Source organism: Pseudomonas sp. microsymbiont 2 (assembly GCF_054788395.1).
In genome coordinates this window covers 5,051,054-5,062,855 of the sequence record NZ_CM139112.1, presented here as the reverse complement: position 1 = coordinate 5,062,855, position 11,802 = coordinate 5,051,054, and the positions used below count along the sequence as shown (strand labels likewise).

The window sequence follows — 11,802 nt, the reverse complement described above, 5'->3', positions numbered from 1 at the left end:
GTGGGGGCGTGGGAGCGGGCTTGCCCCGCGATGCCATCTGCTCGAGCAGTCATGTTTTGCGACAGTACGCAGCGCGGGGCAAGCCCGCTCCCACCGGATCAGGCGAAGACGAAGTACTTGCGCACCGTCTCGACCACTTCCCAGGTGCCTTTCATTCCTGGTTCGATGACGAACACGTCGCCCGCCTTCAGGTGTTTCGGCTCCTCGCCTTCCGGGGTGACGATGCAGTAACCGTCGAGGAAATGGCAGTACTCCCACTTCTCGTAGTTGACCTCGAACTTGCCCGGCGTGCAGATCCAGGTGCCCATGATCTTGCTACCGTCGGCGGACAGGTAGGCATTGAGATTGACGGTGTGCGGGTCGCCGCCGATGCGTTTCCACTTGGTCGCGTCGACCACCGGGGTCGGGCAGGTTTCGCGCAGGACGGTGATGAAATCGGACATGACGTGGCTCCAGGTAAGGTGACGCATCACCATAGGACCAACGCCACGCGTGCAGTTGCCCAGGCTCGACGTCCAGCTGTCTGCGCGCGCTATGCCGGGATATGGGTCTTGCAATAGTGAATGAACGCGGCCACCGGTTCAGGCCAGGCCGCCAGCTGTTCCGTGGCCTCGCCGAGGTAGGCGGCGCGGGCATTGGCCAGCACCGTGCGATGGGCTGCGGGCAGGCGTGGTAACAGCCAGCCGGCTGCCACATCCTTGGCCGCGATCTTCCCGGTTGCCAGGCTGTACCAGATGCGTGCCAGCGCCAGGACCACGGTGCGCTCGTCGCCGCTCCAGTCGTCGTGGGTATTCCATTGCGCAAGGGTATCGCGAAAGGCTTGTGCCATATCGGCGCCAGGCACCGGGTCAAACCAGTCGGCGGCGTTCCGCCCGAGCAGGGCGATACTTTGCTGGCGCGCCTTGGTCAGCAGAATGGCCAGGTCGGGGTCGAGCTGCGCAGGCTCGAACTCGCCCGCCAGCAACGCTGCGCGCAACCATTCGCCAAACTGCAGTTCACGGCGGGCCGGATAGCGCCATGGATGAATATCGGCGCGCACCAGCACGGTCACTTCGAGCGCTCGCCGGTCGGGAAGCGTACCGGGAGGCGCGGAGATAGTCAGCAGATCGAGCATCAGCGCCTGGCGCGTCGCTTCGTCCAGCGGTTGCGCCACGGTCACCAGCAGGTCGAGGTCGCTCTCGGGCTTGAGGCCACCGGCCACGGCCGAACCGTAGAGGTGGATCGTCAGCAATCGATCGCCCAGGTGTCGGCTGAGCAGTCGCTGGGCTGCGTGCAGTTGCGGGTCTGTCGATGGCACGTCGGATGCCCTGTCTGCTGAAGTCAGGCAATTGTGGGGACGCAATACCGGCGGCGGCAATGGGCGGCTTTCCTGCTGGTGAACCAGAGATTGCTCGCGTAAAGCGGAAAAACGTCCGCTTGTCGGCATAGGTGTGCATAGTGTGTATTTGGCATGGTTTTCACCAACGTTGATGTGTAGGCTACACATCACCTGCCAAAGGAATGATGAATGCGCAGCAGGGACGTGATCCAGCTCATCGAGGCGGATGGCTGGTACGAAGTGGAAGTGAAGGGAAGCCATCATCAGTTCAGGCACCCGTTCAAGAGTGGCCGGGTGACGGTGCCCCACCCGAAAAGCGATCTGCCCCGGGGCACGATGCACGGGATTCTGAAACAGGCGGGCCTGAAATGAGGCCGGCCGCGTTGGCCGGGGCGCCATGCCGGCTCGAAACTCAATGGAGACAAGCGATGAAATTCCCCGTTGTGCTGCACAAGGACGAAGACTCCGACTATGGCGTGACCGTACCCGATGTGCCTGGCTGCTTTTCCGCTGGCTGCAGTGTCTCCCAGGCGCTGGAGAACGTGCAGGAGGCCCTGGCCCTGCATTTCGAAGGGCTGGTGGCCGACGGCGAGCCGCTGCCCCAGGCGCAGGAAGTGGACGAGCATGTGGAAAATCCCGATTACGCAGGCGGAATCTGGGCAGTGGTGGATTTCGACGTGACCCCGTATCTGGGCAAGGCGGTGCGTTTCAATGCCACGCTGCCGGAAAACCTGCTGCAGCGTATCGATGAAAAAGTGAAGCGCGACCACCGTTACGCCTCGCGCTCCGGTTTTCTGGCCTCGGCGGCGCTGCGCGAACTGGCCGTGGCCCATTGAGCCCTGCGGCGCTGTCCTGTTTCAGGCAGGGCCGCTCAAGCGCTCGACCAGCAGTGCGGTGTAGCCTGGCAACGCCGTGAAATCCCGGGCGCACAGCAGCAAGCGCCGATTCGCCCAGCTTTCCTGCAGGGCGAACCAGCGCAGTGGCAACGCGTCTTCCCAGCGACGCGCCGCTGCCAGTGGTACCACGCCAACCCCTGCCCCCGCGGCCACCATTCGGATCACCCCATCGAAACCTTCGGCGCGAACCCGGACCTGCATTCGGCGCCCGAGGTGCAAGGCCCGCTCCTCCAGGTGCAACGCCAGGGCGCTGTCGGCGCCAAGCCCCACATGGCCGTAAGCCAGGCTGGCGCTGAAGTCCGCTGCGGGGAGGTCGCCCAGCGGGTGGTCGTTCGGCATTACCAGCACCAATGGATCATCGCGAAACGCTCGGGTCTGCAGGTGCTCGATGGGGGCGGCGCTCGACACGACGCCAAGATCCGCCATGCCCTCGGTGATCGCCTGGACGATGCGCAGGCTCGGCAGTTCCTGGATATCGATGCTCACCCCGGGGTGTTCGGCCAGGTAGCCGGCGAGCAGCTCCGGCAGGTACTCGGTCAACGCTGCCGTGTTGCACAGCAGGCGCACCTGGCCTTGCTGGCCCTGGGCGTACTGCCCCAGGTCGTACTGCAGGCGCTCCACCTGCTGGCCGATCAGTCGCGCATGCTGCAAAAGCGCCTGCCCGGCGGCGGTCGGCGTCACCCCTCGGCGGTTGCGTTGCAGCAGGGCAATGCCCAGCGACGCTTCCATGGCGCGAATGCGCGCGCTGGCTGCAGGCAGTGACAGATGGCTGCGCCGGGCGCCCGCGGTGATGTTGCCGCACTCGAGGGTGTGCTGGAAAAGCGTGAGGTCGGTCAGGTCGAAATGCATATGCCTCTGTCCATGCAAGAGCCTGGCTGAGTATATGGCAGATTTTCAACGCGTGTGCCGCGGGTCAGGATGACGCCATGAAGACCTTCCTCGCGTTCTACCAGAACATCGGCCCAGCACTGTCATTGCTGGTGATCATGACCTTCTTCGTGGCCGGTGCGGTCAAGGGCGTGATTGGCCTGGGCCTGCCGACCATCGCCATGGGCTTGCTGGGGCTGGCTATGTCTCCGGCACAGGCTGCGGCGCTGCTGATCGTGCCCTCGACGCTGACCAATCTCTGGCAACTGGCGGCTGGCGGTCATTTGCCGGCGCTGATTCGCCGCCTCGGCGCGATGTTGCTGATGATCGTTGTCGGTACCTTGCTCGGCAGCCGCTGGTTGGGTATCGACAGCGGCCCATGGGCGATCCATGCGCTGGGCGGAGCACTGCTGGCGTATGCGCTGTACGGCCTGGTCGGACCGGCGTTGCGGGTGGCTCGCGGGTGGGAAGCGTGGCTGGGGCCGTTGTGCGGCCTGGTGACCGGTGTGGTGACGGCGGCCACCGGGGTGTTCGTCATGCCAGCGGTGCCGTACCTGCAGAGCCTGGGTCTGGCCCGCGACGAGATGATCCAGGCACTGGGCCTGGCGTTCACCGTCTCGACCTTGGCGCTGGCCGTGGGCCTGGCCGGGCAGGATGCGTTGGGCGGTCAGGCGCTGGGAGCGTCGTTGCTGGCGGTGCTCCCGGCGCTGGCCGGTATGTTCGCCGGCCAATGGTTACGCGGCCGGATCAGCGCGTTGCTGTTCAAGCGCTGTTTTTTCTCCGGCCTGGCGTTGCTGGGAGCGCACCTGTTGATCAACGGTTAGCGGACGAGGCGCTGAGCATGTCGATCATCTGGATATCGAAGTCGCGCTCCAGATAGTCCATGCGCCGTTCGAAGAACGCGGCCATGTGTGGCAGGGCCGAATGCACGTCCAGCGCGGCCTTGCTCGCCCAGACTTCGAAGAACACGAACAGGCTCGGGTCGGCCTTGTCGCGCAGCATGTGGTACTCGATGCAGCCGGGCTCCTGTCGGCTTGGCTCGACGTACTGACGGAACAGCGCCTCGAAGGCGTCGGATTGTTCCGGGCGGGTCTTGGCTTTGAGGATGAAGGCGTACTGCTCGCTCATGGGCGGTTTCTCTGGCGGATGGAAGTTGACGCTATGTTAAATCAACAATGTGTTTGCAATTCGTGACATCAAGGCAAATGTATTTTGCCCGCGACCCGCTGTTTCCCATGCGTGTGAATGCCTAACCTGCCGGCAACTTCACTCAAGGGCTGACCCTTCCATGAAAAAGATTCTCCTGCTCAACGGCGGCAAGCACTTCGCTCACTCCGATGGCCGCCTCAACCAGACCCTGCACGACGCCGCGCTGGCGCACCTGGATCGTGCCGGTTTCGATGTACGGCAAACCTTCATCGACGGCGGCTACGACATCCAGGAGGAGGTAGAGAAATTCCTCTGGGCGGATGTGGTGATCTACCAGATGCCGGGCTGGTGGATGGGCGCGCCGTGGACCGTGAAAAAGTACATCGACGAGGTGTTCACCGCAGGCCACGGCAGCCTCTACGCCAACGATGGCCGCACCCGCTCGGACGCTTCGCAGAAGTACGGCAGCGGTGGCCTGGTCCAGGGCAAGCAGTACATGCTGTCGCTGACCTGGAACGCACCGCAGCAGGCATTCGACGATCCGGCCGATTTCTTCGAGGGCAAGGGCGTGGATGCGGTGTACTTCCCGTTCCACAAGGCCAACCAGTTCCTCGGCATGAGCGGCCTGCCGACCTTCCTGGCGGTGGATGTGATGAAGCGCCCGGATGTGCCGGCGGCGCTGGCGGCGTACGAGCAGCACCTGGACGAAGTGTTCGGCAAGGGCCATTGAGTCGCGTCCCATCGCGGGGCAAGCCCGCTCCCACGAAGCCCTGACTCTCGTGGGAGCGGGCTTGCCCCGCGATGGACTTACTGCTTGCGCATGCCTGGCTCAACAGCTATCAATCACGGCATCCCCCATTCAGGTCCCCACGCGTGAAAACTCGCTCCGAAGAACTCCAGGTGTTCGTCGCCGTTATCGATTGCGGCTCGATTTCCGCTGCCGCCGAGCAGATCGGCCAGACGCCATCGGCCGTCAGCCGGACCTTGTCGCGCCTGGAGGGCAAGCTCGGCACCACCCTGGTCAACCGCACCACCCGACGCATGGACCTGACCGAGGAGGGGCGTTTCTTCCTCGAGCGTGCGCGGCTCATCCTCGAACAGATGGACGACATGGAAGAGCGCCTGTCGATGAACCGCCAGACTCCGTCCGGGCGTCTGCGCATCAACGCCGCCGCGCCGTTCATGCTGCATGCGATCCTGCCGTGGATCGGCGAGTTTCGCCGCCAGTACCCCGGCATCGAACTGGAGCTCAATACCGACGATCTGATCATCGACCTGCTGGAGCAGAGCACCGATGTGGCCATCCGCATCGGCGAACTGTCCGACTCCAGCCTGCACGCCCGTTCGCTGGGGTGCAGCCCGGTGCAGGTCCTCGCCAGTCCCGAGTACCTGGCGCGGCATGGCATGCCTGAAAAGGTCGAAGACCTGAATGACCATTGCCTGCTTGGCTTCAGCGCGCCCGAATCGCTCAACTTGTGGCCGTTGCGCCACGCCGAGGGCGATCGCTGGGCTATCCGTCCGCAGTTGCTCGCTTCCAGCGGAGAAACCTTGCGCCAACTGGCGATGGCCGGCGAGGGTATCGTCAGCCTGTCGCACTTCATGACCCACGAAGATATCCGCAGCGGTCGTCTGCAGGTGCTGCTCGCCGAGCACAACAATGGTTACCGCCAGCCAATCCACGCGGTCTACTACCGCAACACGCAGCTGGCCCTGCGCATCCAGTGTTTCCTCGATTTCATCCAGAAGAAGCTGGCGGCCTACGCCTGCTGAGTTACCTGATCGCGACAGCGTCTGTCCGTTGGCGGCGGAAATTTCCTACGGTGTTTGCTTAGTCGAAACGCTTCGGCCTTAATGACTGATCAACAAAAACAACACCAAGGAAGTGCGCATGCGTATTGTCATGTTCCAGCCCCTGGCTCTCGGGGTCGCGATCCTGAGCTGTTCCCCTGCCTTTGCGGTGACGCTCGAAGGCGGCGCGGTGGCCGCGCCTGATCAATATGGCGCACAGGTGGCCGCCGATATCCTCAAGAAGGGCGGCAATGCGGTGGACGCCGCCGTGGCCACCGCCTTCACCCTCGCCGTGACCTACCCCGAAGCCGGCAACATCGGCGGTGGTGGCTTCATGACGCTGTTCGTCGACGGCAAAGCCTACTTCCTCGATTACCGTGAAGTGGCGCCGAAGGCGGCCACCAAGACCATGTACCTGGATGACAAGGGCGAGGTGATCGAGAACCTCAGCCTGGTCGGCGCCCGCGCCGCCGGCGTGCCGGGCACGGTGATGGGCTTGTGGGAGGCGCACCAGAAGTTCGGCAAGCTCAAGTGGAGCGAGCTGCTGACCCCGGCCATCGGTTACGCGCAAAACGGCTTCAAGGTCGCCCAGAAGCAGTACCAGTACCGCGACGACGCTCTGGGCCTGTTCAAGACCGCGACCAACTTCAACGATTACTTCGCCAGCATGAAGGTCGGCGAGCTGTTCAAGCAGCCGGAGCTGGCGCAGACCCTGGAGCGTATCGCCGACAAGGGCGTCAGCGAGTTCTACCAGGGCAAGACCGCCGACCTGCTGGTGGCGCAGATGCAAGCCGACAAGGGGCTGATCACCAAGCAGGACCTCAAGGACTACAAGGCTCTGTGGCGCAACCCGATGGCCATCGACTGGCGCGGCAACGTGGTCTACACCGCGCCGCCGCCCAGCTCCGGCGGCGTCGCCCTGGCCCAGCTGCTGGGCATCAAGGAAGACCGCGCGGCGGACTTCAAGGGCGTCGCGCACAACTCGGCGCAGTACATTCACTTGTTGGCCGAGATCGAGAAGCGTGTGTTCGCCGACCGCGCCGACTATCTCGGCGACCCGGCTTTCACAAAGGTCCCGGTCGACCAGCTGATCGCCAAGGACTACCTGGCCAAGCGCGCCGCCCAGGTCAATCCGAAGGCGATTTCCGAGACCGACAAGGTCAAGTCGGGGCTGGAGCCGCACCAGACCACGCACTTCTCCATCGTCGACAAGCAGGGCAATGCGGTGAGCAACACCTACACCCTCAACCTCGACTACGGCAGTGGCGTGGTGGTCAAGGGCGCGGGCTTCCTGCTCAACGACGAGATGGACGACTTCAGTGCCAAGCCGGGGGCGGCCAATGCCTTTGGCGTGGTCGGCGGTGACGCCAATGCCATCGCGCCGGGCAAGCGCATGCTCTCGTCGATGAGCCCGAGCCTGGTGACCCGTGATGGCAAGGTGGTGCTGGTGCTGGGCACGCCGGGTGGCTCGCGGATCTTCACCTCGATCTTCCAGGTGATGAACAACCTGTATGACTACGGCATGCCGCTGGAGAAGGCGGTAGCGGCCCAGCGCGTGCATCATCAGTTGCTGCCCAAGGACACCATCTACTACGACAGCTACGCGCCGTTGCAAGGGCAAGTGGCCGATGAGCTGAAGAAGATGGGCTATGTGCTGGAGGACCAGGGCTGGGAGATGGGCGATATCCAGGCGATCCGGGTGACCGGGGAGAAGCTGGAGACCGCGTCGGACCCGCGTGGGCGCGGGGTGGGGATGATCGTCAAATAAGACCGGGTTGAAATGATCGCGGGGCAAGCCCGCTCCCACGACGGGTGGGAGCGGGCTTGCCCCGCGATGCGTTACAGGGTCAGACGCGGAACTGGCTGACCAACGTCTGCAGGTGACCACCCAGGCGCGCCAGCTCGACGCTGGACGCCGCGGTCTCGTCACTGGCGGTGGCGGTCTGCTCCGACACATCGCGCACATTCAGGATGCTGCGGCTGATCTCCTCGGCCACGGCGCTCTGCTGCTCGGCGGCGGCGGCGATCTGCTGGTTCATCGACTGGATGTTCGACACCGTGCGGGTGATGTTCTCCAGCGAGTCACCGGCCTTGCGGGCCAGCTCGACGCTGCTGTCGGTCAGGCTGCGGCTGCCGTTCATCACTTCGGCGACCTGCTGGGTGCCGTGCTGCAGGCTGGCGATCAGGCCTTCGATCTCCTCGGTGGACTGCTGGGTGCGCTGGGCCAGGCCACGGACCTCGTCGGCCACCACGGCGAAGCCACGACCGGCTTCACCCGCGCGAGCCGCTTCGATGGCGGCGTTGAGCGCCAGCAGGTTGGTCTGCTCGGCCACCGACTTGATCACGTCCATGACGCTGCCGATCTTCTGGCTCTCCTGCTGCAGCAGGGTCATCGCCTCGGTGGAACGATGCACTTCGTTGGCCAGGCGCTCGATCTGGCTGATGGCCTCGCCGACCACCTTGTCGCCGACGCGGGCTTCGTCGTCGGCATTGGTCGCCGCATGGGAGGCTTGTTCGGCGTTGCGCGCAACTTCCTGAACGGTAGCGGCCATCTCGTGCATGGCGGTGGCCACCTGGTCGGTCTCGACCTTCTGGCTGTTGGCGCCAGCGCTGGTCTGCTCGGTCACCGCCGACAGTTCCTCGGCGGCGCTGGCGATCTGGGTGACACCGTCGCGGATGCCGGTGATCAGGTCGCGCAGGGTGGTGCCCATGCGCGCGATGCCTTGCTGCAGGGCGCCCAGCTCGTCGCGGCGGGTGACGCGCAGGTTCTGGGTGAGGTCGCCGCTGGCGATCTTGTTCACCACGTCCATGGTTTCGCGCAACGGACGGGTGATCTGGCGGGTGATGATGAACGCGGCCAGCACGCCGACCAGCAGGGCCAGCAGGGTCGCCGCGGTCTGCAGGCTGCGGGCCTGGACGCTCTCGTCGTCGCGGCGCTCGATCTGGATCTTGTACAGGTCGTCGCTGCGCTTGACGATGTCGGCGCCTTGCACGGTCATCTCGGCACGAGCCACGCCGATGGCGGCGGTGGCGTCGCGGAACTGGCGCACGGCGTCGCGGTAGGCCATCACGGCGCTTTCGAATTGCTGGATCCGCGAGGCCTCGGTCGGCAGCTGGCGCTTGAGGCTGTCGATCTCGCCCAGGGCGTTCTCCAGCTGGCGCAGGGCGGCCTGTTCGGCCTCGCTGGTCAGGTCGGCGATGTAGCTGCGCACGTCCAGGCGCACCTGTACCAGTTGCTGCTTGGCCTTGCTGATCAGCAGGTACTGGGCCAGGCGGTTGGCGTCGCTATCGGTACCCGACAGCACGGCGCTGCTGATCGCTTCGATGGCGTCGTTGGCGCGGGCGGCGGCCTGGTTCATCGATTCGCGGGCGGCGAGGGTGGCCTTGTAGCCCTGGCGCATTTTCTCCAGCGAAACCCGGTATTCACCGATGCTCTGGCCCTGCTCGCGCAGCAGCTTGAGGTTCTCCGGGCTCTTGAAGGTGTTGAGCAGGTGCTGCTGCTGGTTGCCGAAGGCGTCGAGCTTGGCCTGGACATTGGCCGCCGAGGCGTCGTCGCCATTGGTCAGCATCCACTGCAGACGGGCGACGCGCAGGTTGGTCAGGTCACTGTTGAGCTGGGTGATGTCGCTCATCCAGTTGCTGCGGTTGATCAGGCTGCCCAGGCTGGTCCAGCCGGTCAGGGCCAGAAGCCCGGTCAGTACCAGCACCAGGCCGAAGCCCAGGCCGAGTTTGAGGTTGACGCTGATATTGGCGAACCAGCTGTTCATGCACGCTCTCCCAGAAAATGATTTCGCTCACTTGATCTCAATCGCTGGGCGTTGTTTTTGTCAGAGGGCCCGCAGATTTGTGTAGGACTTATCGGCAAGACCGGGAGAAGCTGAAACGCTTTTTCAGCAAATTTGTAAGCTACTGAAAACGTTTGCTTTTTAGAGGTGGCAAGGGCGCTTCGCCGCCCATTCGCGGGCTTGTCCGCGAATCGGGCGTGAAGCGACCTGGAAATCTCAGAGGCTACGCGCGCTGAACGTGTCGCACTGGTTGACATCGCCACTGGAGAACCCGGCCTTGAACCAGCGTACCCGCTGCTGCGAAGTGCCATGGGTGAACGAGTCGGGCACTACGCGGCCCTGGCCCTGTTGCTGCAGCCGGTCATCGCCGATGGCGTTGGCGGCGTTCAGCGCCTCTTCCACGTCCCCTGGCTCCAGCCAGTTCAAGCGCTTCTGCGCCTGATAGGCCCAGACCCCGGCGAGGCAGTCGGCCTGCAGCTCCTGACGCACCAGCAAGCCATTGTCGCCCTCCATGCGCTGGCCACTGCGGCGCGCCGCGTCGACCTTGGCCGAGACGCCGAGCAGGGTCTGTACATGGTGGCCGATCTCGTGGGCGATCACGTAGGCCTGGGCGAAGTCGCCGGCAGCCTTGAAGCGGGTTTCCATTTCCCGGAAGAACGTCATGTCCAGGTACACGCGCTGATCGCCCGGGCAATAGAACGGTCCTACCGCCGACGAGGCGAAGCCGCAGGCGGAGCTGACCTGGCCGCTGAACAGCACCAGCTTGGGATCGCGGTACTGCTTGTCGGCCTGGGCGAACAGCGCCTTCCAGGTGTCCTCGGTGTCGCCCAGGATCGAGGCGACGAATTCGGCCTGTTCGTCGTTGGCCGGTGGTGCCTTGCTGCCGACATTGGCTGGGGCCGTTTGCTGCTGCTCCATCTGCCCGGCCAGCTGGCCGAGGATCTGCAGCGGGTCCTGCCCGGTGAGCCAGCCAATGCCGACGATCAGCAGGATGGCGCCCAGCCCCAGGCCCTTGCCGCCGCCGAAGCGCATGCCACCGCCGCCGCCCCCTTCACCGCGGGCATCGACCACGTTGTCGCTGCGTCGGCCTTTTCGCCATTCCATGTAGAGCTCTCCGGTTTGTGAAACATGAAGTCAAAGATTAGTTCAGCGTCGCCCAGACCGTCGCCTGCTCGCTGAAACATAACCAAATGGTTATGCCTGTGACCGTCGATTTCAATATTCATCCCAGCGGACCTACCGGAAACTGCAAGCCATAAATCCAAGAGAGGAAACCGGCATGCCTGCCCAGGACACCAGCCGCTTCGTGATCCGTGATCGCAACTGGCACCCCAAGGCTTTCACCCCCGACTACAAGACCTCGGTGGCGCGTTCACCGCGCCAGGCGTTGGTCAGCATCCCGCAATCGATCAGCGAAAGTACCGGCCCGGACTTTTCCCATCTGCGCTTCGCCGAGCACGATCACGACCTGCTGCTCAATTTCAACCATGGCGGCTTGCCGATCGGTGAGCGCATCATCGTCGCCGGCCGGGTCGTCGACCAGTACGGCAAACCCGTGCCCAACACTTTGGTGGAGATGTGGCAGGCCAATGCCGGTGGTCGTTACCGGCACAAGAACGACCGCTACCTGGCGCCACTGGATCCGAACTTCGGCGGCGTCGGCCGCTGCCTCACCGACCGCGACGGCTACTACAGCTTCCGCACCATCAAGCCCGGACCGTACCCGTGGCGCAATGGCCCCAACGACTGGCGCCCGGCACATATCCACTTCTCCATCAGCGGCCCGTCGATCGCGACCAAGCTGATCACCCAGCTGTATTTCGAGGGAGACCCGCTGATTCCGCTGTGCCCGATCGTCAAGTCGATCGCCAACCCCGAGGCCGTGCAACGGTTGATCGCCAAGCTCGACATGAGCCACGCCAACCCGATGGATTGCCTGGCCTACCGCTTCGACATCGTGCTGCGCGGCCAACGCCAGACCCACTTCGAAAACCGCTGA

General features: G+C 64.2%; 13 protein-coding genes and 1 pseudogene. 7 read left to right on the top strand and 7 right to left on the bottom strand.

Annotated elements, in window-relative coordinates; all coding sequences use genetic code 11:
• Positions 1 to 98 precede the first annotated feature (98 nt).
• Together ACYUME_RS22850 and ACYUME_RS22845 are read right to left on the bottom strand one after the other, a co-directional pair.
• Positions 99 to 443: a cupin domain-containing protein gene (locus ACYUME_RS22850; protein WP_023631693.1), complete on the bottom strand. Its 345-nt coding sequence runs from the start codon at positions 441 to 443 to the stop codon at positions 99 to 101.
• Positions 444 to 532: 89 nt separating this feature from the next.
• The gene (locus ACYUME_RS22845) at positions 533 to 1,297 is read right to left on the bottom strand and encodes an aminoglycoside adenylyltransferase family protein (protein WP_460417022.1); all 765 of its coding nucleotides are present in this window, start codon (positions 1,295 to 1,297) and stop codon (positions 533 to 535) included.
• A gap of 210 nt (positions 1,298 to 1,507) precedes the next feature.
• Here ACYUME_RS22845 and ACYUME_RS22840 point away from each other — a divergent pair, with 210 nt between their 5' ends.
• Both ACYUME_RS22840 and ACYUME_RS22835 read left to right on the top strand, forming a co-directional pair.
• Positions 1,508 to 1,690, top strand: coding sequence for a type II toxin-antitoxin system HicA family toxin (locus tag ACYUME_RS22840; RefSeq protein ID WP_460417020.1), 183 nt, complete (start codon positions 1,508 to 1,510; stop codon positions 1,688 to 1,690).
• 56 nt (positions 1,691 to 1,746) lie between these two features.
• Entirely contained in the window at positions 1,747 to 2,154 is a 408-nt protein-coding gene (locus ACYUME_RS22835; RefSeq protein ID WP_279886744.1) for a type II toxin-antitoxin system HicB family antitoxin, read from the top strand.
• A 21-nt stretch (positions 2,155 to 2,175) separates the two neighbouring features.
• Here the strand turns inward: ACYUME_RS22835 and ACYUME_RS22830 are convergent, their stop codons facing one another.
• Positions 2,176 to 3,063, bottom strand: coding sequence for a LysR family transcriptional regulator (locus ACYUME_RS22830; protein WP_460417018.1), 888 nt, complete (start codon positions 3,061 to 3,063; stop codon positions 2,176 to 2,178).
• Between the two features lie 77 nt (positions 3,064 to 3,140).
• On the opposite strand from ACYUME_RS22830, the gene ACYUME_RS22825 reads away from it, so the two are divergent.
• A complete protein-coding gene (locus ACYUME_RS22825) occupies positions 3,141 to 3,905 on the top strand; it encodes a sulfite exporter TauE/SafE family protein (RefSeq protein WP_460417016.1) in 765 nt (254 codons plus the stop codon).
• Here ACYUME_RS22825 and ACYUME_RS22820 read toward each other — a convergent pair.
• Positions 3,895 to 4,209, bottom strand: coding sequence for a putative quinol monooxygenase (locus ACYUME_RS22820; RefSeq protein ID WP_279886754.1), 315 nt, complete (start codon positions 4,207 to 4,209; stop codon positions 3,895 to 3,897). The two genes, ACYUME_RS22825 and ACYUME_RS22820, sit on opposite strands and share 11 nt — an antisense overlap.
• Before the next feature lie 160 nt (positions 4,210 to 4,369).
• Between ACYUME_RS22820 and ACYUME_RS22815 the strand changes: the two genes are divergently transcribed.
• From ACYUME_RS22815 to ggt, 3 genes are all read left to right on the top strand, one after another.
• Complete coding sequence (locus ACYUME_RS22815; protein WP_279886758.1) at positions 4,370 to 4,960, top strand: NADPH:quinone oxidoreductase MdaB; 591 nt, start codon at positions 4,370 to 4,372, stop codon at positions 4,958 to 4,960.
• Positions 4,961 to 5,103: 143 nt separating this feature from the next.
• A complete protein-coding gene (locus ACYUME_RS22810; protein WP_460417014.1) occupies positions 5,104 to 6,000 on the top strand; it encodes a LysR family transcriptional regulator in 897 nt (298 codons plus the stop codon).
• 118 nt (positions 6,001 to 6,118) lie between these two features.
• Entirely contained in the window at positions 6,119 to 7,786 is a 1,668-nt protein-coding gene (gene ggt, locus ACYUME_RS22805; protein ID WP_460417012.1) for a gamma-glutamyltransferase, read from the top strand.
• Positions 7,787 to 7,865: 79 nt separating this feature from the next.
• Here the strand turns inward: ggt and ACYUME_RS22800 are convergent, their stop codons facing one another.
• The 3 genes and pseudogenes from ACYUME_RS22800 to ypfJ form a co-directional block, all read right to left on the bottom strand.
• Positions 7,866 to 8,570, bottom strand: coding sequence for a methyl-accepting chemotaxis protein (locus ACYUME_RS22800; protein WP_460419432.1), 705 nt, complete (start codon positions 8,568 to 8,570; stop codon positions 7,866 to 7,868).
• A gap of 198 nt (positions 8,571 to 8,768) precedes the next feature.
• A pseudogene (locus ACYUME_RS22795) lies at positions 8,769 to 9,650 on the bottom strand (methyl-accepting chemotaxis protein); the annotation flags it as partial.
• Positions 9,651 to 10,019: 369 nt separating this feature from the next.
• Positions 10,020 to 10,907: a KPN_02809 family neutral zinc metallopeptidase gene (gene ypfJ / locus ACYUME_RS22790; RefSeq protein ID WP_460417011.1), complete on the bottom strand. Its 888-nt coding sequence runs from the start codon at positions 10,905 to 10,907 to the stop codon at positions 10,020 to 10,022.
• A 175-nt stretch (positions 10,908 to 11,082) separates the two neighbouring features.
• Between ypfJ and pcaH the strand changes: the two genes are divergently transcribed.
• The gene (gene pcaH, locus ACYUME_RS22785) at positions 11,083 to 11,802 is read left to right on the top strand and encodes a protocatechuate 3,4-dioxygenase subunit beta (RefSeq protein ID WP_279887628.1); all 720 of its coding nucleotides are present in this window, start codon (positions 11,083 to 11,085) and stop codon (positions 11,800 to 11,802) included.

Excerpts from the sequence above, each read along its gene's own strand:
- ACYUME_RS22850 (WP_023631693.1), bottom strand. The coding sequence starts at position 443 with ATGTCCGATTTCATCACCGTCCTGCGCGAAACCTGCCCGACCCCGGTG.
- ACYUME_RS22840 (WP_460417020.1), top strand. The coding sequence starts at position 1,508 with ATGCGCAGCAGGGACGTGATCCAGCTCATCGAGGCGGATGGCTGGTAC.
- ACYUME_RS22835 (WP_279886744.1), top strand. The coding sequence starts at position 1,747 with ATGAAATTCCCCGTTGTGCTGCACAAGGACGAAGACTCCGACTATGGC.
- ACYUME_RS22830 (WP_460417018.1), bottom strand. The coding sequence starts at position 3,063 with ATGCATTTCGACCTGACCGACCTCACGCTTTTCCAGCACACCCTCGAG.
- ACYUME_RS22825 (WP_460417016.1), top strand. The coding sequence starts at position 3,141 with ATGAAGACCTTCCTCGCGTTCTACCAGAACATCGGCCCAGCACTGTCA.
- ACYUME_RS22820 (WP_279886754.1), bottom strand. The coding sequence starts at position 4,209 with ATGAGCGAGCAGTACGCCTTCATCCTCAAAGCCAAGACCCGCCCGGAA.
- ACYUME_RS22815 (WP_279886758.1), top strand. The coding sequence starts at position 4,370 with ATGAAAAAGATTCTCCTGCTCAACGGCGGCAAGCACTTCGCTCACTCC.
- ggt (WP_460417012.1), top strand. The coding sequence starts at position 6,119 with ATGCGTATTGTCATGTTCCAGCCCCTGGCTCTCGGGGTCGCGATCCTG.
- ACYUME_RS22800 (WP_460419432.1), bottom strand. The coding sequence starts at position 8,570 with ATGGCCGCTACCGTTCAGGAAGTTGCGCGCAACGCCGAACAAGCCTCC.
- ypfJ (WP_460417011.1), bottom strand. The coding sequence starts at position 10,907 with ATGGAATGGCGAAAAGGCCGACGCAGCGACAACGTGGTCGATGCCCGC.
- pcaH (WP_279887628.1), top strand. The coding sequence starts at position 11,083 with ATGCCTGCCCAGGACACCAGCCGCTTCGTGATCCGTGATCGCAACTGG.